The sequence below is a fragment of the Ideonella sp. genome, assembly GCF_044358605.1.
Lineage (GTDB): Bacteria > Pseudomonadota > Gammaproteobacteria > Burkholderiales > Burkholderiaceae_C > Ideonella.
This window is the reverse complement of the sequence record NZ_JBIKNQ010000024.1, coordinates 42,525-63,057: the sequence shown is the minus strand read 5'-3', so window position 1 is coordinate 63,057 and position 20,533 is coordinate 42,525. Positions and strand designations below refer to the sequence as shown.

Here is a 20,533-nt window from a genome sequence, read left to right as displayed (position 1 = left end):
ATCGACATCCCACTCTGAAACTGCACTCGGTTGATCGACATGGTGGCGGCTCCTTGAAAGAACACCGCCAGCTTCTCAGGCTACAGGCTCACCAGATGAGCCTTGCTGAGCTTCATGCCTAATCAGGAGAAGTCTTCTGAAAAAAATTGCAGATGCAGCTCAGTAATGGCATACTACTGGTGCCTTGGTGAGCTAGCGCAAGGAGTTGATTCGCTCCGATGTGACTTAGGGTCGCATTTGCCTGACTGTGCCGGCATAGCCGGCATAGTAAGTCCAGCTCGGTTCCCGAGCTGGACATGCATGTTAGACCTGCGCTCCTACCGGTGCTCGGTCTAACATGCTCAATATTTAGATGAGTATGTAGCTTGCCAAGGCATCCCCAAAAACTATCTTCCGCTGAGCAATGGTACACCCAATTTTTGGATTTTGGGTTGCCCGAGTTGCGGGCAAAAGTACTATCGGCGTACGCAGGCGGGCTAGCAAGTCGTGACCTCCCCGCTATCTTTAGTTTTCATCATCTTTGCTTGTTGCTTGGCGTTACGCCAAGATACCTAGCGTCGGTTGTTTTTTCTTCGGGCTCACACTATCGAAGTTTCGATATACCAAAGCGATCAGGTGGGTATAGGCAAATTTCCGCACCATACCCGACGTTACTTCAATGTCAACGATGGATTGTCCGGAATATCCTTTCCCATGAAAAGGTGCATGTGGCTGCCCATGGTTACGTGGGTGGCCGAAGCATAATTTCCAATGCTAGAAAACACCTCGCCGGCAAGGAATTGCTAAAAATCGACCTTAAAGACTTTTTTCCTTCAATACCTGTAGAGCGAGTAATTGGATATTTCAAATAAGTCGGGTATGCACCTGAAGTATCCTATTTCCTGGGCCGGATATGCTGTTTAGATGATGCGTTGCCTCAGGGGGGCGCAACTAGTCCAATACTCAGTAATATTCTGCTGAGGTATATGGACAATAGGCTGGCATGCGCATCAAATGAATATGGTGTGACTTACACAAGGTATGCAGATGATATGGCATTTTCTGCCGAATCTATTCCCGCTGGTTTCTCGGGCATCGTTGATGCCTGTATCGCAGATTCAGGCTTTCTTGTGAATCCCAAGAAGAGAGTATTGATAGTCGATGGGCGTCGGAAAATTATTGCTGGAGTGGATGTTAGTTCCGGTAAGATGCGAGCGCCCAGGGAGTTCCGTCGTGAGGTGCGCCAACAGGCGCATTTGGCAATTAAGCTCGGCGCGACAGAGTACATTATAAAAAACCGCCAAAACCATAATGCTTTGCCAGAGCTGCTTGGAAGGCTAGCATATTGGCTTCAAGTTGAGCCGGAGAACTCCTTTGCGAAGATGGCATTTGGGGAAATAAGAGGCATGCTGAAAAGCGGCACTTAAGGCTAGTTGGCCTGCAGTCTCACCTGAATCGGCAACCGCCTGCGGAGACGCCTAGGGTCAACAGATCGACCACGGTGTTCTTCTTGTGCGCTTGGGGCACACCAGCGGTACAGTCATCAGCTTTGACCGATTCCGGCAAACTTCGCTAAGTTACTGTCACCCAAGTACTTTCATCTCTTCTGCGCTACGCAAGGATCCAGTACACTTCCCTCTGCACGCATTGTCCAGACCAAACTCATAATCCTTTGGTCATAGGTTCAAGTCCTATACGGCCTACCACCCCACTTCTTCACCGCTGCAGTGGCCCCCATTGGGCATGAGCGCGTGCCCAATCCCAGCGGGACGCTTGCGGCTCGGTGTTTTCCCCTGATGTGCGACTAATTCACGCGTTTGAGCACTCCGGCCGACCCCTTGATCATGGGGAGTGGCGTTGACGCCGCCCTAGGCGGCCGTGACACTCGCGCCTTGTTCACAAGAGCATTGTTTTGAGTCGCAGTTTTTCAGAGTGCGACGCAGAGCAAACGCCTCGGTGCATATCAAAACTTTGTTGTAGCTGGAGAAGCTGAATGACGATCAAGTCGACCCTGCGGTTCACCCGCATTTCCGCAGCATTGGGCCTGGCCCTGGCGACCATGGGCATGGCCCAAGCCGCTGACACTACCCGCGTCATCGTGGAGTTCAAGTCTGAGGCGCAAGCCGAAGCGGCAGCACGCAAGGCGCTGGCCATGCTGGGTGGCAAGGTCAAGCTGGAAATGCTCGGTGGCGGCTCAGTGGCCGCTGAAGTGCCGACCAAGGCGCTGGCTTCCTTGCGTGGTCACGCTGCTATTGCTGATGTGTCCATCGATGCACCTCGTTACGCACTGTCGACCAGCACACCTTCGGCGCCTCCCTACATGGCGGGTCAAAAGACCCCCTACGGCATCAAGCTGGTGCAAGCGGACTTGGTGCCCAACCTGGATGCCAATGCCGCGAACCGTAAGCTGTGCATCATTGACTCTGGCTATGACAACAGCCACGAAGACTTGGCTGGCAACGACGTGACCGGCGAGTTCGACTCTGGCACCGGCTGGTGGTACACCGACGAAAACAGCCACGGCACGCACGTGGCCGGCACCATTGCCGCCATCAATAACAGCGGCGTGGGTGTGGTGGGCGTGAACCCCAACAAGAAGCTGAAGCTGCACATCGTCAAGGTGTTCGGTGCTGACGGCTGGGCTTACTCCTCGACGCTGTCCAATGCTGCGAAGAAGTGCCAGGCTGCTGGCGCCAACATCATCAGCATGTCGCTGGGTGGCTCTTTGAACAACCCGCTGGAAAGCAAGGTGTTTGCTGACCTGCAAGCCGCAGGTATCTTGAGCATTGCAGCAGCTGGCAATGGCGGCAACACCAAGACCTCTTACCCTGCGGGCTATAAGTCGGTGGTGTCGGTCGGTGGCGTGGACATGAACAAGGCGCTCTATACCGCGTCTCAGCGCAATAAAGACGTGGAAATCGCCGGCCCTGCCGTGGCCGTGCTGTCGACCGTGCCCATGGGCAAGGGCACCAATTCCGCACTGAACGTGGGTGCCACCGCTTATGCCCCAGGTGGCATGGCGGGCTCGCCCAATGGCACAGTCACTGCTCCTTTGGCCAACTTCGGCCTGGGCAAGGTGGTGGACACGGCCATGGCCGGCAAGGTGTGCTTGATCCAACGCGGCGAGATCGCTTTCTCTGAGAAGGTGCTGAACTGCCAGAACAGCGGTGGCGTGGGCGCGATTGTTTACAACAACATCGCGGGCGGCTTTGGTGGAACTTTGGGTGGCACTGCCACCACCATTCCATCGGTCACGGCCACTGATGTGGAAGGCGCGGCCATGGTGGCGCAGGTGGGCCAGTCGGCTACCTTGACGGTCACCGCCTCCAACTACGCTGAGTTCGACGGCACCTCGATGGCCACGCCGCACGTGGCCGCCGTGGCTGCAATGGTGTGGAGCCATTACCCCACTTGCACGGGCGAGCAAATCCGCGCTTCTCTGAACAAGAGCGCTTTGGACTTGGGCACTGCCGGTCGTGACACTTCGTTTGGCTGGGGTCTGGTCCAAGCCAAGGCTGCCTTCGACCGCATCAAGCAAAAGGGCTGCGGCAAATAATGTGCTGAGGAGAGCGCTGGAGGGCAGACCACTGCCCCCGGACGCAAGAAGGGGTCCCGCGAGGGACCCCTTTTCTATTGGCAAGTGGCGAGGGTGATCAGGGCAGTTTTTTGATTTGCGTCACCACGTACTGGCCATCCACCTTGTCGGCGGTAAAGCTGACGCGGTCGCCTTCATTCAGACCTTCCAGCAACTGGGCTGGCTTGGCTTTGAAGGCCATGGTCATGGGCGGCATGTCGAGGTTTTTGATCTCACCATGCTTGAGGGTGACTTTGGCTTGCGCCTTGTCGATCTTCTTGATCTCGCCCTCGGCGGCCTGCGCCCACAGCGCGGTGGCGCTGAGAGCCAGTGCGGTCAGGGAGCGACGAAGCGTGAGAGAGGTGAGGTGGTTCACGGTGATTCCTTTCCATCCATTAACGCAGCAGCACGGCAGCCGGAAGACAGGCTCCTAGAATGGGGCCAATGTTGCCACGCCTTGGGGCAACGCAACGATCAACCCACTTCGAGCCTTTTGACACCATGACTGCTGCCACCACCTCGATAGACCACATCCTGCCCCGCGAGAAGGCCGAAATCCTGGCCCAAGCCCTGCCTTACATCCGCAAGTTCCACGGCAAGACCTTGGTGATCAAGTACGGCGGCAATGCCATGACCGACCCTGAGCTGCAGCAGGACTTTGCCGAAGACGTGGTCTTGCTCAAGCTGGTGGGCATGAACCCGGTGGTGGTGCACGGCGGCGGGCCGCAAATTGACGACGCGCTGAACCGCCTGGGCAAGAAGGGCACTTTCATCCAGGGCATGCGTGTCACCGACGAAGAAACCATGGAAGTGGTGGAGTGGGTGCTGGGCGGCGAGGTGCAGCAAGACATCGTCGGCTTGATCAATGCGGCTGGTGGCAAGGCCGTGGGCCTGACCGGCCGCGATGGCGGCATGATCCGCGCCAAAAAGCTCAAGATGCTGGACAAAGACGACCCCACCAAGGAGCACGATGTGGGCCAAGTGGGCGAGATCGACAGCATCGACCCCAGCGTGGTGAAGGCCCTGCAAGACGACGCCTTCATCCCTGTCATCAGCCCCATCGGCTTTGGCGAGAACAACGAGAGCTACAACATCAACGCCGATGTGGTGGCCGCCAAGCTGGCGACGGTGCTGAAGGCCGAAAAGCTCTTGATGCTGACCAACATCACCGGTGTGCTCGACAAGCAGGGCCAATTGCTGACCGACCTGACGGCCAAGCGCATTGACGAGTTGTTTGCCGACGGCACCATCTCGGGTGGCATGCTGCCCAAGATCGCCGGCGCTTTGGATGCCGCCAAGAGTGGCGTCAATGCCGTGCACATCATCGACGGCCGCGTGCCGCACGCCATGCTGCTGGAGATCCTCACCGATCAGGCCTATGGCACCATGATCCGGGCGCGGTGAGCGCCTTGGCGCGTCGCACCGGGCCGGTCTGGCTGTTCGACCTCGACAACACCCTGCACAACGCGGGAGCCTCCGCCTTCAAGCACTTTGACGGGGCGATGAATGCCTACATCGCCGAGCGCTTGCAGGTGAGCTGGGCCGAGGCTGACCACTTGCGGGCCCACTATTGGGCGCGCTACGGCTCCACGCTGCTGGGCTTGATCCGCCACCACGGCGTGGTGGTGCGCGACTTTGTGGACGAGACGCATCGCTTCCCCACGCTGGAGCAGGAGGTCGTCACCCACTCCCATGACATCGCTGCCCTGCGCCGTTTGCCTGGGCGCAAGATCATCCTCACCAATGCAGGCCAGGGCTATGCTCGGCGTGTGCTGCGCGCCCTGGGCATGGACGGCTTGTTTGACGAGATCATTGGCATTGAGCAGATGCAGATGTTTGGCCAACTGCGGCCCAAGCCAGATGCCCGCATGTTCCGTGCGTTAGCCGCGCGCCTAGGGGTTCACCCGAGGTCTTGCATCTTGGTGGAAGATACCCTGCTGCACCAGAAGGCGGCCCACCGGGTGGGGATGCGCACGGTGTGGATGCAACGCTGGCTCAAGCACCATGCACACGGCCCGGAGGTCGGTGTTTACCTGCACCGCAAACCGGCCTATGTCTATGCAAGAATCTCTAAGCTCCAACAGTTGCACCGGGTGCTGTGATGTCCGATTTGCCTGACCCTGCCGATCCGGCCCCCGCCGCAGACCACAGCCCCGCTGAAGAAGCCGCCGCGCCTGCGCGCAAGCGGCCCAAGCCGGGCGAGCGCCGGGTGCAGATCCTGCAGGCCTTGGCCTCGATGTTGGAGCAGCCGGGCGCAGACCGCATCACCACTGCGGCCTTGGCAGCCAAGCTCTCTGTGAGTGAAGCGGCGCTCTACCGCCACTTCGCCAGCAAGGCGCAAATGTTCGAAGGGCTGATCGAGTTCATCGAGTCCAGCATCTTCACGCTCATCAACCAGATCAGCGAACGCGAACCCGATGCTCAGCAACAAGCGCGTCGCATCACCCATGTGCTGCTGCAGTTTGGTGAGAAGAACCCCGGGATGACGCGGGTGATGGTGGGCGACGCGCTGGTGTTCGAGAACGAACGCCTGATCGCCCGCATGAACCAGTTCTTTGACCGGGTCGAATCGCAGTTGCGCCAGTGCCTGCGTGGCGCAGCCGAGCACCAAGGCTCAGCCACCCCCACGGTCGACGCGAATGGCCAAGCCTCGGCGATCACGGCCTTCATCATGGGCCGCCTGCAGCGCTACGCACGCTCGGGTTTCAAGCGCATGCCCACCGAGCAGTTGGATGTGGCCTTGACGCTGCTGGCCTGATCGAAGGCAAGCGGCCTGCAGTGCCCGGGCTCATGCTAGGCAGGCCCTAAACTCTGGGCCCATGACTGAGCCTGTCCTTTCCCCCTTTGCGTCGGCCCTGAGTGCCGAGGCCTTGAATGCTTTGCTTTTTCGAGCTGAGGCCGTGCTGTCTCGCCTAGAAGGCATCTTGCCCAAGCCCTTGAGCGCACCCGATTGGTCCGCTTCGGTGGCCTTTCGCTATCGGCGCCGTCAGGGCTTGGCGGTGTTGGAGCCCGTCAAGCATGTGGCCGACATTCGCCTGTCTGACCTCAAAGAAATCGACGGCCAACGCGACCGCCTCTTGCGCAATACCGCGCAGTTTGTGGCGGGCTCGCCGGCCAACAATGTGCTGCTCACCGGGGCGCGGGGCACGGGCAAAAGCTCCTTGATCAAAGCGTGCCTGAATGAGTTTGCGGCCCAGGGCTTGCGCTTGATCGAGGTCGACAAGGCCGAGCTGACCGACCTGCCCGATATTGCCGAGTTGGTGGCCGATCGCCCCGAGCGCTTCATCATCTTTTGCGACGACCTCAGCTTTGAAGAGGGCGAAGCTGGCTACAAGGCCTTGAAGTCCATGCTGGATGGCACGGTGGCTGCCAGCAGTGAGAACCTGCTGATCTATGCCACCAGCAACCGCCGCCACCTCTTGCCCGAAAAGATGAAGGACAACTTGGGTGCGAGCTATACCGACGAGGGTGAGTTGCACCCCGGGGAAGCGGTCGAAGAAAAGATCTCGCTGTCGGAGCGCTTTGGCCTGTGGATCAGCTTCTACCCCTTCAGCCAAGACGAGTACCTGGCCATCGTGGCCCAATGGTTACAACACCTGGGTGTGGAAGCCGCCGATATTGAGGCCGCGCGGCCCGAGGCGCTGATCTTTGCGCTGGAGCGCGGATCGCGCTCTGGCCGAGTGGCGGGGCAATTTGCGCGTGACTGGGCGGGGCGCCGGGCCTTGGCCCTGCGGCCAGCATGAGCGCGTCCATCGTCACCGGCCCGGCGCAGCCCGGGGACCGCGTGCCCGTGGAGGTCGCCGTTGGCGTCTTGGTGCGTCGGGAGGCTTCGGGCCAAGAAGCGGCCTTCTTGTTGACCTCGCGCCCACAAGGCAAGGTCTACGCGGGCTACTGGGAGTTTCCGGGCGGCAAGCTGGAGGCTGGCGAAACCGTGCACCAAGCGCTGCGCCGCGAGCTGCAAGAAGAGCTGGGCATCACCATTGGCGAGAGCCACCCTTGGCAGCAGTTGGTGATGGACTATCCCCATGCCCGCGTGCGCCTGCACTTTCATAAGGTCTTTGACTGGACGGGCGAGTTCGAGATGCGGGAGCGCCAAAGCATGGCGTGGGAGACGCTGCCTGTGGCCAGCCAACCGGTGCTGCCCGGCACCATTCCTGTCTTGCAATGGTTCGCGGCAGAGCGCGGCTTTGTCGGGCCAACGCACCGAGATTGAGCGCCTGTCACGAGGCGGACTCTGTCTGACGGCTACACTTTCGCCATGAATTGGTTGGACAAGGTCCGTTGGGACAAAGAGGGGCTGGTGCCCGCCATCGCGCAAGAAGCCTCGACGGGCGATGTGCTGATGTTTGCATGGATGAACCGTGAAGCACTGGCCTTGACGGCCGAGCGCATGCAGGCCGTCTACTGGAGCCGCTCGCGCAACAAGCTGTGGGCCAAGGGCGAAGAATCTGGCCATGTGCAGCAGGTGCATGAGATCCGCCTCGACTGCGACCAAGACGTGGTGCTGCTCAAGATCACCCAACTGGGGCATGAGCCTGGCATTGCCTGCCACACTGGCCGTCACAGCTGCTTTTATGAGCGTTTGGAAGATGGCGAGTGGAAATCTGTGGACCCGGTCTTGAAAGATCCGGCTTCCATCTACAAATAAGGTGGCCATGAACTCCAACGACACCCTGGAACGCTTGGCGGCCGTGATCGAGAGCCGCCGTGGCGGCGACCCTGACAAAAGCTATGTGGCGCGCCTGTTCCACAAGGGTACGGACGCTATTCTGAAAAAGGTGGGCGAAGAAGCCTGCGAGACGGTGATGGCCGCCAAAGATGGCGACAAAACCAAGATCGTTTACGAGGTGGCCGACCTGTGGTTTCACAGCCTGGTGGCCTTGGCCCACTTCGGCTTGAGCCCAGCCGAGGTCTTGGCCGAGCTGGAGCGCCGTGAAGGCCTGTCTGGCCTGGAAGAATTTGCGGCCCGCAAAGCCCAACAACGTGAGAGCGAAGGAGCTTGAGCATGGATGAAGCCCCCCAGGTGGTGTTGAGCCCCGAGCGCGAGTCCTCGCTGCGCACCATCGGCATGATCAGCTACTTGCTGCACGGCATCGTCGCGGTGGGCGCTGTGGTGCCGGGTTTCCAGCCCAGCATCTTGTTGCTGGTGGTGGCCTTTTTCATTGACCTGTTCAAGAAAGACGACGCCCGAGGCACTTGGCAAGAAAGCCATTTCGCGTGGCGCATCCGCAGCGTGCTGTGGGCCTTTGGCCTCTACCTCATCACATCGCCGCTCTTCTTGCTGTTGGTTGTTCCCGGCATGGTGGCTTGGCTCATCATTTCGCTGTGGTTCCTCTACCGCGTGGTGCGGGGCTGGCTGGCCCTGAACGACCGCCGAGCCATGCCCACCTGACACCGACGTCGACCCTGCCATGAGCCACGCCGACCCCCACTGCATCTTCTGCAAAATCATTGCAGGCCAGATCCCGGCCAAGAAGGTCTATGAAGACGAGGACATCCTCGCCTTCCACGACATTGCGCCCTGGGCGCCGGTTCACATTTTGGTGATTCCTAAGCGCCACATCGTGTCGATGGCCCAGGTCACGCCTGCTGACGCGCAGGTGCTGGGCCGCATGATGACGCTAGTCCCCACGCTGATGTCGGAGTTGGGCGTGAACAACGGCTTCAGACAAGTCATCAATACCGGGCATGATGGGCACCAAGAGGTCCTGCATCTGCACATGCATGTCATGGGCGGGCCCAGACCCTGGAGTCGGGGTTGATGGCTCAGGGCATTTAAGGCGAGACATCGGGCCAGCATCAGTGGCCGACTAGAATTGACTGTTTCCTAGACTGGAGAATGACTATGGGTTCGTTCAGCATTTGGCATTGGCTGATCGTGTTGATCGTTGTGGTGCTGATTTTTGGTACCAAGAAGCTCAAAAACGTGGGCTCTGACTTGGGTCAGGCGGTGAAGGGTTTCAAGGATGGCGTCAAGGGCGGCACTGAAGGGGAGCCTGAAGCGGCCCCTCCGCAGCAAGTTACGGCCAACAAGGCGACTGACACCAACACCGTTGACGTCGACGCCAAGACCAAGTCTTGATGCATGATTGACTTTGGCTTTGACAAGCTGGCGCTGATCGGAGCGGTCGCGCTGATCGTGATCGGCCCTGAGAAGTTGCCGCGCGTGGCCCGCACGGTGGGCTTTTTCATTGGCAAGGCGCAGCGCTATGTGTCTGATGTCAAGGCCGAGGTCAACCGTTCGATCGAACTCGAAGAGCTTCAGAAAATGAAGTCTCAGTTCGAAAACGCTGCTCGGGATGTCGAGCAGACGGTGCACCGTGAGGTCAATGAAGCCAGCAGCAGCTTTGAGCAAAGCTGGAGCGAGGCCACGGCTGGCATTGGCAGTGACGCTTCCGGTTCTGGGTCTGACTACTGGACGCCAGCGCCGCCCAGCTATCAGCATCCTAAAAAGAATTGGCGCGTCAAGCGCAGCGCCACGCCGCGGTGGTTTAAGCAGCGGCAGGGCGTGCGAACCCACGTGCAGTCGGGGGCGGCCCGGGTGGCGCGCTTCAGGCCTGCGCGGCCTGGAAGTCCCCGATGAGTGACCACAAGCCTGACGAACTCGAAGGCACAGAAGCCCCTTTTGTTTCTCACCTGATCGAGCTGCGAGACCGGCTAGTCAAGGCCTTGATTGCGGTGGCGGTGGTGTTCGTTGCACTGTCCGCTTGGCAGTGGGGATTCGTGGGCAAGCCTGTGCTGACCGACTTGCTGGCTGCTCCGCTGGTGGCCTCGCTGACCGGAGGGGCCAAGCTGATTGCAACGGGCGTGCTGTCGCCCTTCATGGTGCCGCTGAAGGTCACCATGATTGCGGCCTTCATGATTGCCTTGCCCGTGGTGCTCTACCAAGCCTGGGGCTTTGTGGCGCCGGGGCTCTACGCTCATGAAAGACGCTTGGTCTTGCCGCTGGTGGTGTCCAGCACCCTGCTGTTCTACAGCGGTGTGGCGTTTTGCTATTTCTTTGTTTTTGGCAAGGTCTTTACCTTCATCCAGAGCTTCACGGCCGAAAGCGTGACGGCAGCGCCTGACATTGAGGCCTACCTGGGCTTTGTGATGTCCATGTTCATTGCGTTCGGAGCCGCTTTTGAGGTGCCGGTGGTGGTGGTGGTGCTCGCGCGCATGGGCATTGTCAGCATCGAGAAGCTCAAGGAGTTCCGAGGCTATTTCATCGTGCTGGCCTTCGTGATCGCAGCCATCATCACGCCGCCGGACGTGGTGTCGCAGTTGGCCTTGGCCATCCCGATGTGCATCCTCTACGAGGTCGGCATCATCGCGGCGGGCTTGTTCAACAAGCACACCAAGGCCCCAGAAGACGCTGCGGCCAAGTAGCTTTATTCGTTGCCGCCGCCACTGCGGCGCCGCTGTGTCTTGGGCCGCTTGGCAATGGTCACCTTGATCTCCAGGGCCTGTTCACCCCGTTGAACGCCGATCAGCGCTTCGGTGCCCGGCGTGATGGCCGCCACGGTGCTGAGCAATTCCGACACGCTGCGCACGGGCTGCCCCTGGATACGCACCACCACATCGCCTGGCTTCAGCCCTGCTTGGCTGGCAGGGCCATCTTGCAACACACCGGTGATGAGCACACCCTCTGAGATCGGCAGCTTGAAGCTTTGTACAAAGTCAGGGTCCAACTCGCGCGGCTGCACGCCCATCCAGCCTCGCGTGACCTGACCGTCCTTGATCAGGCTGTCCATGACTTGCCTCGCCAAATCAACAGGAATGGCAAAACCAATGCCCAGGCTACCGCCGCTGCGCGAATAAATGGCGGTGTTGATGCCCACCAAATTGCCCGAGGCATCTACCAGCGCGCCCCCCGAGTTCCCAGGGTTGATGGCCGCATCGGTCTGAATGAAATTCTCAAAGGTGGACAGCCCCAAACCACTGCGGCCCAAGGCGCTGACGATGCCCGAAGTGACGGTCTGGCCCACGTTGAACGGGTTGCCAATGGCCAGCACCGCGTCGCCCACATGCAACTGGCTCAGCGAGCCTAAGGTGATGACGGGCAGCCGATCTGCATTGATCTTCAACACCGCCACATCAGTCTCAGGGTCGGCACCGACCAAAGTGGCGCTGACTTCTCGGCCGTCTGACAAACGCACCGTGATGCCGTCTGCCCCCTCCACCACATGGTTGTTGGTGAGCAAATAGCCGTCAGGGCTGACGATCACGCCCGAGCCCAGGCCCTCTGGCGCTTCGGGGGCTTGTTGCCCACCGCGCTGGCCAAAAAAGTAATGGAACCAAGGGTCCCCTTGTCTGGCAGTGCGGGCGTGCTTGCTGGTGGTCACACTCACCACAGCGGGCGCGGCGCGCTGGGCGGCGGCGCTCAAGGGCTGGGTAGCGGTGACCCCAGAGGCCGCTTGCGCCACTTGCAGCACAGGCGCGGCGGGATGGCTGGTGTTCAAGCCAGGCTGCATCCAGCGCTGAGGCTGCTCCAGCCATTGCGGCTTGAAGGTCATCAGCACAAAGAGGATGGCCACCGCCACGGTGACCGCCTGAGAGAATATCAACCAGATTCTGCGCATTGCTGTTTTCAAAGGAGCACAACCCCCATGGTGGCACGCGACGAGATGGACCGCTATCTGCGGCAGGTGCTGGAGGTGGAAAAGTTCAAGGATTATGGGCCGAATGGCCTGCAGGTGGAGGGGCGCCCCGAGATTCGCAAACTGGTCTCAGGGGTCACCGCCAGCTTGGGTTTGATCGAAGCCGCTGTGGCTGCAGGGGCCGATGCGCTGCTGGTCCACCATGGCTTGTTTTGGCGGGGGCAAGACGGCCGCCTGACGGGCTGGCTCAAGGCCCGTGTGGCGCGCCTGATGGCGCAGGACATCAACCTCTTTGCCTATCACCTGCCTTTGGATGCGCATGCCGAGTGGGGCAACAACGCCCAGTGGGGCGCCGCCCTGGGCCTGCGCGCCGACAGCCGCTTTGGCGAACAAGCTTTGGGCTTTGTGGGCGAGGCCGGTGCCCTCAGTACCCTGCAGGCCTTGGCGCAGCGAGCCCAAGCGGTGGCCCAGCGCGATGTGCTGGTGTTGCCGGGCGATGGCCGAGCCCTGCGCCGCCTTGCCTGGTGCAGCGGTGGCGCCCAGGGCTATTTCGAGGCGGCCATTGCAGCGGGGGCTGACGCCTTTTTGACCGGAGAAATCTCCGAGCCGCAAGCGCACTTGGCGCGTGAGACGGGCGTGGCCTTCATCGCCTGCGGCCACCATGCGTCTGAGCGGCATGGCGCACCCGCCTTGGGGGCGCACCTGGCTGCGCACTTCGGCCTACAGCACGAATTCATTGACATCCCCAATCCCGCCTGAAGATCAAGCTTATGTCAGTCGCCGCCACATCGCCCGCTCTCCCCTTGCTCGTCACCATGGGCGACGCCTGTGGCATAGGTCCGGAGATCATCATCCAGGCTCACCAACGCGGGGCGCTGGGCGATGCGGTGGTGATTGGCAGCCGGGGCGTCATGGCGCGTGCGGCACAAGTGGTGCAGCAAGCCCAGGGCGGTGATCTCGTGTCGTGCAAGTCCGTTGCCAGCTTGGCCCAGGCTCGGGCCACGCTCAGCGGTGCCCTGCGGGTTTGGGAGCCGCCTCGCCTGGTAGCCCATCTGGCAGACCTGCCGTGGGGGCAGGTCCGGGCCGAGGCCGGCGCAGCGGCTGCGTGCTGCATTGAAGCAGCGGTGGCGGCTGTGCGGGCGGGGGAGGGGGCGGGCATCGTCACGGCCCCCATTCACAAAGAGGCCTTGTCGGCCGCTGGCGTGAGCTTTCCCGGCCACACCGAAATGCTGCAAGCCCTGTGTGTGTCGCCGGGTGCGCCGCTGCCGCCTGTGCGCATGATGCTGGCCAATGAAGAGCTGCGGGTGGTGTTGGTCACCATCCATGTGTCGTTGCGCCGCGCCATCGAGATGCTGGATGTGGCGGGCATCGTCGAGACGCTGCGCATCACCCACGAGGCCGCTTTGCGTTTCGGAATGGCCGCGCCGCGCATCGCCGTGGCAGGGCTCAACCCCCACGCGGGGGAGGGCGGTTTGTTTGGCGATGAGGAGATCCACATCATCAGCCCCGCCATTGCTCAGGCCAGGGCTTTGGGGATGAATGTGACCGGGCCTTTCGCGCCGGACACCGTGTTCATGCGGGCGCGCCACGCGCCGGGTCACCCTGGCGAGTTTGACTTTGTGCTGGCCATGACCCATGACCATGGTCTCATCCCCGTGAAGTACTTGGGCGTGGAGCAGGGCGTCAACGTGACCCTGGGCTTGCCGCTGGTGCGCACCAGCCCGGACCATGGCACGGCCTTTGACATTGCCGGCCAGGGCGTGGCGGACGCGTCAAGCTTGGTAGCCGCCATGCAAATGGCCCGGCGCCTCACTCATGCGGCGACGGGCCATTGATGCAGACCAGGCCCGCAGGCCCGGCGCAAAGCTTTAGCGGTTCTTCAGCGCGTCACGAATTTCACGCAGCAACACAACGTCTTCAGGCGTCACCGGCGCAGCCTCAGGGGCGCGTGCGGGTGCTTCAGCCTTCTTCAGACGGTTGATCTGCTTGACCATCATGAAGATGATGAAGGCCAAGATGATGAAGTTCAGCGCGACGGTGATGAAGCTGCCATAGGCAAACACCGCACCGGCCTTCTTGGCCTCGATCAGGGTGGTGGCTGTTTGCCCTGCCAGCGGGATGAAGTAGTTGGAAAAGTCCAAACCACCGAACACCATGCTGACAAAAGGCATGATCAAGTCCGCGACGATGGAATCGACGATCTTGCCGAAAGCTGCACCGATGATGACGCCGACCGCCAGGTCGACGACATTGCCCTTCATCGCAAACTCTTTAAACTCAGTTGCAAAACTCATGAAAAACTCCTCTAAGTTGTTGAGACGATGTGACTTTCCCGGAAGTCACTGCCGGGGGGAGTATGGCGAATACAGGGGCTGTGTCAAAGGTATTTACGCCGATTCGGCCCTGATCTGCGTGCGAAGTGCCGGGACCCTGTAGCTTGTCCGCTAAAATGCCGGATTGCCCGAGAACAAAGTCGGAAAAGTGTCGAGTGTTGAGCAGACGACCCGGACGACCATTCCTCAAGCTCCAAGAAGGACTCACATGAGTGATAACGCGGTGGATCAAGGCAAGCGCACCTGGCTGATTGCCACAGGCTGCGCTGGTGCCGTCGGCGGTGTGGCCACGGCCGTGCCCTTTGTCAGCACCTTTGCACCCTCAGAGCGTGCCAAAGCTGCTGGAGCGGCCGTTGAGGTCGATATCAGCGCCATCAACCCCGGCGAGAAACTCACCGTGGAATGGCGTGGCAAGCCGGTTTGGGTGGTGCGTCGCACGCCCGAGCAAGTCGCGGCCCTTAAAAAGCACGATGCGCAACTGGCGGACCCCAACTCTGAGCGCAAGGCCTATCCAACCCCGGATTACGCCAAAAATTCCCACCGCTCCATCAAAGAAGAGTTCTTTGTGGCCGTGGGCATCTGCTCGCACCTGGGTTGCTCGCCGTCGGACAGATTTCAAACGGGGGCGCAGCCCTCTTTGCCCAACGATTGGGCTGGTGGCTTCTTTTGCCCCTGCCATGGTTCGACCTTCGACATGGCTGGCCGGGTGTTCAAGAACGTGCCTGCGCCGGATAACCTCGAAGTTCCGCCCCATATGTACCTCTCCGACAGCAAGCTGCTGATCGGTGAAGACAAGAAGGCCTAAAGCGGCGTCACGGACACACGAAAGGCAATTCAATGGCTGAATTCAAAATTGCGCCCGCCGACGCCTCGGTTGGTGAAAAGCTGCTGACCTGGGTGGACAACCGCTTCCCAGCGTCCAAGATGTACAAGGAGCACCTCTCCGAGTACTACGCGCCCAAGAACTTCAACTTCTGGTACTTCTTTGGCTCGCTGGCCCTGTTGGTGCTGGTGATTCAAATCGTCACCGGCATCTTCTTGGTGATGCACTACAAACCAGACGCCTCGCTGAACGCGTCGGGCATTCCCGTGGCCTTTGCCTCGGTCGAGTACATCATGCGCGATGTGCCCTGGGGCTGGTTGATCCGCTACATGCACTCCACCGGCGCCTCGGCGTTCTTCGTGGTGGTGTATCTACACATGTTCCGTGGTCTGCTGTATGGGTCTTACCGCAAGCCGCGTGAGCTGGTCTGGATCTTCGGCTGCGCCATCTTCCTGTGCCTGATGGCCGAAGCCTTCATGGGCTATCTGCTGCCTTGGGGCCAGATGTCCTATTGGGGCGCGCAGGTGATCGTGAACCTGTTCGCGGCTGTGCCTTTCGTCGGTGAAGACCTGGCCTTGTTGATCCGTGGTGACTTCGTGGTCGGCGATGCCACCCTGAACCGCTTCTTCAGCTTCCACGTCATTGCCGTGCCGCTGATCTTGCTGGGTTTGGTGGTGGCGCACATCATCGCGCTGCACGAAGTGGGCTCCAACAACCCCGACGGTGTTGAAATCAAGGCCAAGAAGGATGGCCAAGGCCGTCCGCTCGATGGCATTCCTTTCCACCCCTACTACACGGTGCACGACATCCTGGGTGTCAGCGGCTTCTTGATGGCTTTCTGCGCGGTGATCTTCTTCGCGCCGGAGATGGGGGGCTACTTCCTGGAGTACAACAACTTCATCCCGGCTGACCCACTGAAGACGCCATTGCACATTGCGCCGGTCTGGTACTTCACGCCGTTCTACTCGATGCTGCGTGCCACGACCTCGGCCTTCATGCCGGTCTTCTGGCTCTTCTTTGTCGTGGTCGGTTTGATCGTGGTGCGGCCATCGCGCTTGCCTGCCTTGGTCAAGACGGGCTACTGGGGTCTGATGGGGGTGCTGTTCTTCCTGTTTGGCGTGCCTGCCGTGGTGGCTGGTTGGTTGGGCATGACGGTGTCCAACCCTGTGCTGGCAGGTTTCGATGCCAAGTTCTGGGGTGTTGTCGTGATGGGCGGCACGGTGGTGATCCTGTTCTTCCTGCCCTGGCTGGACCACAGCCCGGTCAAGTCGATCCGCTATCGCCCAACCGAGCACAAGTACCTCTACGGCGTGTTCGTGGCCTTCTTCCTGATCTTGGGTTATTTGGGCATTCAGCCGCCCTCATTCATGGGCACCTTGATTTCCCAAATCGGCACCGTGTTCTACATCGGCTTCTTCCTGCTGATGCCGTGGTGGAGCAAGATGGGCCAATTCAAGCCCGTGCCTGACCGCGTGACCTTCCACCCGCACTGATCCAGCCTCAGGAGAGCCTCAACATGATCAAGAAATTCATTGCGGGATGCGTGGCTGCGCTGACCCTGGCGGCTGGCCCTGTGCTGGCAGCGGGCGGCGGTGCACCTTGGGACAAGTTCCCTGCGGACCGCGTCACTGACCAAGCAGCTTTGCAGAACGGTGCCAAGCTGTTCGTCAACTACTGCCTGAACTGCCACTCGGCTTCTTTCATGCGCTATAACCGCATGGAGGAGTTGGGTCTGACCAAAGAGCAGATCAAGGGCAACCTGATGTTCGCAGCGGACAAGGTCGGTGACACCATGACCGTGGCCATGAATAACCGCGAAGCCAAAGATTGGTTTGGCGCCGCGCCGCCGGACTTGACCGTCATCGCACGCTCGCGTGCAGGCAAGCAAGGCACGGGTGCAGACTATCTGTACACCTACATGCGCGGCTTCTACCGTGATGAGACCAAGGCCACGGGCTGGAACAACACCGCGTTCCCAAGTGTTGCTATGCCGCATGTGCTGTGGGAGCTGCAAGGCACCCAGCGCGCTGTGTATGAAGACGTCAAAGACCCGCATGACACCACTAAGACGGTGCATCAATTCAAGGGCTTGCAGCTCGAAACCAAGGGCCAGATGACCCCGGGCGAGTACGACTCGGCCATGGCTGACTTGGTTGCCTTCCTGCAATGGATGGGCGAGCCTGCACAGAACCAGCGCTTCCGCCTGGGCGTGTATGTGCTGTTCTTCCTGGGCTTGATGACGATTCTGGCTTGGCGCTTAAATGCCGCCTTCTGGAAAGACGTGAAATAAGCTCACCGGCCAGTGCCCCATAAGGGCCTGGCCGAAAGCTCGTGCAGTGAGTGCTACGGTGCCCACTGCTTTTGTGTTTTTGGCGTCCACCCTGTTCGCTTTCACTCTAGGAGCCCACCACCATGATGGTGCTTTACTCCGGTACCACGTGCCCTTACTCGCACCGTTGCCGCTTCGTGCTGTTCGAAAAGGGCATGGATTTCGAAATCCGCGACGTGGACATCTACGCGAAGCCTGAAGACATCGCGTTGATGAACCCCTATAACGAGGTGCCCATCCTCGTTGAGCGCGACCTCATCCTGTATGAGTCGCACATCATCAACGAGTACATCGACGAGCGCTTCCCGCACCCGCAGCTCATGCCCGGGGACCCGGTCGCCCGTGCGCGCGTGCGCCTGTTCTTGCTCAATTTCGAGAAGGAACTGTTCGCCAACGTCAACATTTTGGAAGGCCGCGGCGGCGTCAAAGCCACCGACAAGCAAGCCGAGAAGGCCCGCGCACAAATCCGCGACCGCCTGACTCAGCTCGCCCCGATCTTCTTGAAGAACAAGTACATGCTGGGCGACGACTTCTCCATGCTCGATGTGGCCATTGCGCCGCTGCTATGGCGCCTGGATTACTACGGCATCGACCTGTCCAAGAACGCAGCACCACTGCTGAAGTACGCCGAGCGCATCTTCTCGCGCCCGGCCTACATCGAAGCGCTGACGCCTTCTGAAAAGGTCATGCGCAAGTAAGCGGTTCAACTGGGCACCATGACACCTCCGAACTCCAGCGATAGCCAGGGCACTTCGACCCGGCCCTACCTCATCCGCGCACTGCACGATTGGTGCACGGACAACGGCTTCACGCCTTATCTGGCCGTGCATGTCGGTCCGGGTGTGCAAGTGCCGATGGAGTACGTGAAGAACAACGAGATCGTGCTCAATGCCGGCTTCGAGGCCACCAGTGGCATGAAGCTGGGCAACGAGTTCATCGAGTTCAAAGCACGTTTTGGAGGTGTGGCTCGGGAGATCGTCGTACCTGTCGACCATGTGGTGGCCATCTATGCCCGTGAAAACGGGCAAGGCATGGCCTTCCCCATGCCCGTGGAAGCGGCCGAGGCCGTGCTCAGCGAAGAAGCTACACCGAAGCCGGGCTTGCGCCTGGCGGGCACCGAGCCTCCGGCCGAAGCTGCGCCACAAGTCGTCAACCCCGCCGACGACGAGCCCACCCCGCCTGCGCCTCCTCCGCGGCGCCCGGCGCTCAAGCGCGTCAAGTAAACCGCACACTTTCGGCATCACAGTGCCTTGGGCGGCCTCAAAACCCGCTTAGAATGCAGCCCTCTCAAGCCCCACAGCGCTCGCTGTGCCGGGTACCAGAGACGCCGGCTTAGCTCAGTTGGTAGAGCAACCGCCTTGTAAGCGGTAGGTCATCAGTTCGAATCCGATAGCCGGCACCATCTCACGTCAACACCCGCTCTTTACGGGCGGTGTGCTTGAACCTTGACCCGTATTGCAGTAGGCTGCCACCCCTGATCCAACAAGACCTGCTCAATCATGGGCAGTAATTGGCGGAGTTTCGCGGCCACCGCCCCATTGGGGGCCAGCAAGTTCCAGCCGGTGTCGTCCAATACACCGGCCCGAACATGAGGCCGCATAGCCGCTGGCAGCACGGACTTCACCGTCGCCAGTCGCGCTTCGGACTCTTTCAGCCGCGCCAACAGCGAGCCCAAAGTCGCATTGGCCCCAAGGGCCTCACTGATGGGGCGCGTCTTGGGCTCTTGGCGGCTGGGGTTCATGCGCAGGAGTGTAACGATGCAAATTATGATCACCTCAGGCAGCACCGCGCGAACGCGGGTCCTGAACCTCAACACGGCCCAGTTGACCTTGGCCATCAGTGCCTTGGTGGTGGGCCTGATGCTGGCTTCTGGCCTCGTCTACCACTTTGTGTTTCTCACCGCCGCCCGCGAAGGCTGGCCGGTGGTCAGTCAACTGGTCAAGCTGGTGGTGCGCGACGAGTTTGCCCAGCGCGACCGCTTCATGCGCGAAAACCTCGACGCCATGGCCAGCCGGGTGGGCGACCTGCAAGGCCGCATGGTCAAGCTCGAAGCCATGGGCGAGCGCGTCACCGGCCTGGCCGGCGTCAAGGTCGACGACCTCAAATCCCTGCAGCGCGACGCCAAGCCCGCAGGCTCAGGCGGCCCCTATGTGCCCTTGGATCACCCCACGCTGGAGCAACTCAACCAGACCATCACCAACATGGAGTACTCGCTGGACCAGCAGGGTGACCTGTTCACCTTGGCCGAGTCGCGCTTGTTCGAGAAGCGCCTCAGCACCCTGATGGTGCCCAACACCAAACCCATCGATATGCCCATTGGCTCTGGCTTTGGCTTCCGCGCCGACCCCTTCACCGGCCGTGCCGCCTTGCACACCGGCATCGACTTTGCTGCGCCACCTGGCACGCCCATCTTGGCCGCAGCCGGTGGCGTGGTGCTCTCCACCGACTATCACCCTCAGTACGGCAACCTGCTGGAGTTGGATCACGGCAATGGCCTGGTGACGCGCTACGCCCACAACTCCCGTATCTTGGTCAAGACGGGTGACTTGATCAAACGCGGTCAGCCCGTGGCCCAGGTGGGCAGCACAGGCCGCTCCACTGGCCCGCACCTGCACTTTGAGGTGCTGGTCGACGGCGTGCCGCAAGACCCGGCGCGCTTCCTGGCTGGTGGCCCACCGCCCGCCATGGCTGCCGCTCCCAGGCGCTGAGATCCGCACCAAACTTCACACCCGGCCGCCCCTCGGTGGCCCAGGGCGGCTTGGCCCCCCTGCTTGCAGCCCGCACGCTCGGGGAGGGCGTCTCCCTGGGTGCTAAAATTTGCGGTTTCGCGCGCCTTGCGTTGCGCCCTGGCGCCCCCATCTGTTGGCGGTCCATCCCTGGCGGGTGAATCCCGGCGGCGCCCTACTCACTACACAT

26 protein-coding genes and 1 tRNA gene are annotated in these 20,533 nt (G+C 60.7%); 23 read left to right on the top strand and 4 right to left on the bottom strand.

All coding sequences use genetic code 11. The features are described from left to right. Positions 1-881: 881 nt before the first annotated feature. Together ACIQ3Q_RS10555 and ACIQ3Q_RS10550 are read left to right on the top strand one after the other, a co-directional pair. Positions 882-1,406, top strand: a complete 525-nt coding sequence (locus tag ACIQ3Q_RS10555) for a reverse transcriptase domain-containing protein (protein WP_396269033.1) — start codon at positions 882-884, stop codon at positions 1,404-1,406. 566 nt (positions 1,407-1,972) lie between these two features. Further along, positions 1,973-3,535: a S8 family serine peptidase gene (locus tag ACIQ3Q_RS10550; RefSeq protein ID WP_396269029.1), complete on the top strand. Its 1,563-nt coding sequence runs from the start codon at positions 1,973-1,975 to the stop codon at positions 3,533-3,535. A 97-nt stretch (positions 3,536-3,632) separates the two neighbouring features. Here the strand turns inward: ACIQ3Q_RS10550 and ACIQ3Q_RS10545 are convergent, their stop codons facing one another. Next, a complete protein-coding gene (locus ACIQ3Q_RS10545) occupies positions 3,633-3,929 on the bottom strand; it encodes a copper-binding protein (protein WP_396269028.1) in 297 nt (98 codons plus the stop codon). Between the two features lie 125 nt (positions 3,930-4,054). Here ACIQ3Q_RS10545 and argB point away from each other — a divergent pair, with 125 nt between their 5' ends. The 12 genes from argB (at position 4,055) to tatC (ending at position 10,921) form a co-directional block, all read left to right on the top strand. Further along, positions 4,055-4,957 (top strand): acetylglutamate kinase, encoded by a 903-nt coding sequence (argB, locus tag ACIQ3Q_RS10540; protein ID WP_210809587.1) that lies wholly within the window; start codon positions 4,055-4,057, stop codon positions 4,955-4,957. Further along, positions 4,954-5,655, top strand: a complete 702-nt coding sequence (locus ACIQ3Q_RS10535; protein ID WP_396269027.1) for a pyrimidine 5'-nucleotidase — start codon at positions 4,954-4,956, stop codon at positions 5,653-5,655. Before argB ends, ACIQ3Q_RS10535 begins: the two co-directional genes overlap by 4 nt. Then, complete coding sequence (gene slmA / locus ACIQ3Q_RS10530; protein ID WP_396269026.1) at positions 5,655-6,311, top strand: nucleoid occlusion factor SlmA; 657 nt, start codon at positions 5,655-5,657, stop codon at positions 6,309-6,311. The genes ACIQ3Q_RS10535 and slmA overlap by 1 nt, the downstream gene beginning before the upstream one ends. A 61-nt stretch (positions 6,312-6,372) precedes the next feature. Further along, positions 6,373-7,296, top strand: coding sequence for an ATP-binding protein (locus tag ACIQ3Q_RS10525; protein ID WP_396269025.1), 924 nt, complete (start codon positions 6,373-6,375; stop codon positions 7,294-7,296). Further along, positions 7,293-7,766, top strand: a complete 474-nt coding sequence (locus ACIQ3Q_RS10520) for an NUDIX domain-containing protein (protein ID WP_396269024.1) — start codon at positions 7,293-7,295, stop codon at positions 7,764-7,766. The genes ACIQ3Q_RS10525 and ACIQ3Q_RS10520 overlap by 4 nt, the downstream gene beginning before the upstream one ends. Before the next feature lie 45 nt (positions 7,767-7,811). Next, entirely contained in the window at positions 7,812-8,201 is a 390-nt protein-coding gene (gene hisI, locus ACIQ3Q_RS10515; protein ID WP_210809581.1) for a phosphoribosyl-AMP cyclohydrolase, read from the top strand. A gap of 7 nt (positions 8,202-8,208) precedes the next feature. Beyond that, a complete protein-coding gene (locus ACIQ3Q_RS10510; RefSeq protein ID WP_210809580.1) occupies positions 8,209-8,556 on the top strand; it encodes a phosphoribosyl-ATP diphosphatase in 348 nt (115 codons plus the stop codon). Positions 8,557-8,558: 2 nt separating this feature from the next. Continuing rightward, on the top strand, positions 8,559-8,945 hold the full coding sequence (locus tag ACIQ3Q_RS10505; protein ID WP_396269023.1) for a DUF4870 family protein: 387 nt from the start codon (positions 8,559-8,561) through the stop codon (positions 8,943-8,945). Positions 8,946-8,964: 19 nt separating this feature from the next. Beyond that, positions 8,965-9,315, top strand: a complete 351-nt coding sequence (locus ACIQ3Q_RS10500; RefSeq protein ID WP_396269022.1) for a histidine triad nucleotide-binding protein — start codon at positions 8,965-8,967, stop codon at positions 9,313-9,315. Between the two features lie 83 nt (positions 9,316-9,398). Beyond that, a complete protein-coding gene (tatA, locus tag ACIQ3Q_RS10495; protein ID WP_396269021.1) occupies positions 9,399-9,635 on the top strand; it encodes a Sec-independent protein translocase subunit TatA in 237 nt (78 codons plus the stop codon). A gap of 3 nt (positions 9,636-9,638) precedes the next feature. Then, positions 9,639-10,136 (top strand): Sec-independent protein translocase protein TatB, encoded by a 498-nt coding sequence (gene tatB / locus ACIQ3Q_RS10490; protein WP_396269020.1) that lies wholly within the window; start codon positions 9,639-9,641, stop codon positions 10,134-10,136. Next, positions 10,133-10,921 carry a twin-arginine translocase subunit TatC gene (gene tatC / locus ACIQ3Q_RS10485; RefSeq protein WP_396269019.1) on the top strand — a complete coding sequence of 263 codons (789 nt, stop codon included), beginning with the start codon at positions 10,133-10,135 and terminating at the stop codon, positions 10,919-10,921. The genes tatB and tatC overlap by 4 nt, the downstream gene beginning before the upstream one ends. Positions 10,922-10,923: 2 nt before the next feature. Here the strand turns inward: tatC and ACIQ3Q_RS10480 are convergent, their stop codons facing one another. After that, positions 10,924-12,114 (bottom strand): S1C family serine protease, encoded by a 1,191-nt coding sequence (locus tag ACIQ3Q_RS10480; RefSeq protein ID WP_396269018.1) that lies wholly within the window; start codon positions 12,112-12,114, stop codon positions 10,924-10,926. Between the two features lie 27 nt (positions 12,115-12,141). On the opposite strand from ACIQ3Q_RS10480, the gene ACIQ3Q_RS10475 reads away from it, so the two are divergent. Further along, the gene (locus ACIQ3Q_RS10475; RefSeq protein ID WP_396269017.1) at positions 12,142-12,891 is read left to right on the top strand and encodes a Nif3-like dinuclear metal center hexameric protein; all 750 of its coding nucleotides are present in this window, start codon (positions 12,142-12,144) and stop codon (positions 12,889-12,891) included. A gap of 11 nt (positions 12,892-12,902) precedes the next feature. After that, positions 12,903-13,967, top strand: coding sequence for a 4-hydroxythreonine-4-phosphate dehydrogenase PdxA (gene pdxA, locus ACIQ3Q_RS10470; protein WP_396269016.1), 1,065 nt, complete (start codon positions 12,903-12,905; stop codon positions 13,965-13,967). Between the two features lie 33 nt (positions 13,968-14,000). Here the strand turns inward: pdxA and mscL are convergent, their stop codons facing one another. After that, entirely contained in the window at positions 14,001-14,426 is a 426-nt protein-coding gene (mscL, locus tag ACIQ3Q_RS10465) for a large conductance mechanosensitive channel protein MscL (RefSeq protein WP_396269015.1), read from the bottom strand. A 247-nt stretch (positions 14,427-14,673) separates the two neighbouring features. Here mscL and petA point away from each other — a divergent pair, with 247 nt between their 5' ends. The 6 genes from petA (at position 14,674) to ACIQ3Q_RS10435 (ending at position 19,019) form a co-directional block, all read left to right on the top strand. After that, entirely contained in the window at positions 14,674-15,270 is a 597-nt protein-coding gene (gene petA, locus ACIQ3Q_RS10460; RefSeq protein WP_396269014.1) for a ubiquinol-cytochrome c reductase iron-sulfur subunit, read from the top strand. Positions 15,271-15,302: 32 nt separating this feature from the next. Next, positions 15,303-16,781 (top strand): cytochrome bc complex cytochrome b subunit, encoded by a 1,479-nt coding sequence (locus tag ACIQ3Q_RS10455; RefSeq protein ID WP_396269013.1) that lies wholly within the window; start codon positions 15,303-15,305, stop codon positions 16,779-16,781. 26 nt (positions 16,782-16,807) lie between these two features. Further along, entirely contained in the window at positions 16,808-17,578 is a 771-nt protein-coding gene (locus ACIQ3Q_RS10450; protein WP_396269032.1) for a cytochrome c1, read from the top strand. Between the two features lie 122 nt (positions 17,579-17,700). After that, positions 17,701-18,315, top strand: coding sequence for a glutathione S-transferase N-terminal domain-containing protein (locus ACIQ3Q_RS10445; protein ID WP_210809567.1), 615 nt, complete (start codon positions 17,701-17,703; stop codon positions 18,313-18,315). An 18-nt stretch (positions 18,316-18,333) separates the two neighbouring features. After that, entirely contained in the window at positions 18,334-18,840 is a 507-nt protein-coding gene (locus tag ACIQ3Q_RS10440; protein WP_396269012.1) for a ClpXP protease specificity-enhancing factor, read from the top strand. Positions 18,841-18,943: 103 nt separating this feature from the next. Continuing rightward, a tRNA-Thr gene (locus ACIQ3Q_RS10435) sits at positions 18,944-19,019 on the top strand. Between the two features lie 21 nt (positions 19,020-19,040). Here ACIQ3Q_RS10435 and ACIQ3Q_RS10430 read toward each other — a convergent pair. Beyond that, positions 19,041-19,358 (bottom strand): hypothetical protein, encoded by a 318-nt coding sequence (locus ACIQ3Q_RS10430; RefSeq protein WP_396269011.1) that lies wholly within the window; start codon positions 19,356-19,358, stop codon positions 19,041-19,043. A 16-nt stretch (positions 19,359-19,374) separates the two neighbouring features. On the opposite strand from ACIQ3Q_RS10430, the gene ACIQ3Q_RS10425 reads away from it, so the two are divergent. Further along, the gene (locus ACIQ3Q_RS10425) at positions 19,375-20,325 is read left to right on the top strand and encodes a M23 family metallopeptidase (protein WP_396269010.1); all 951 of its coding nucleotides are present in this window, start codon (positions 19,375-19,377) and stop codon (positions 20,323-20,325) included. Positions 20,326-20,533 lie beyond the last annotated feature (208 nt).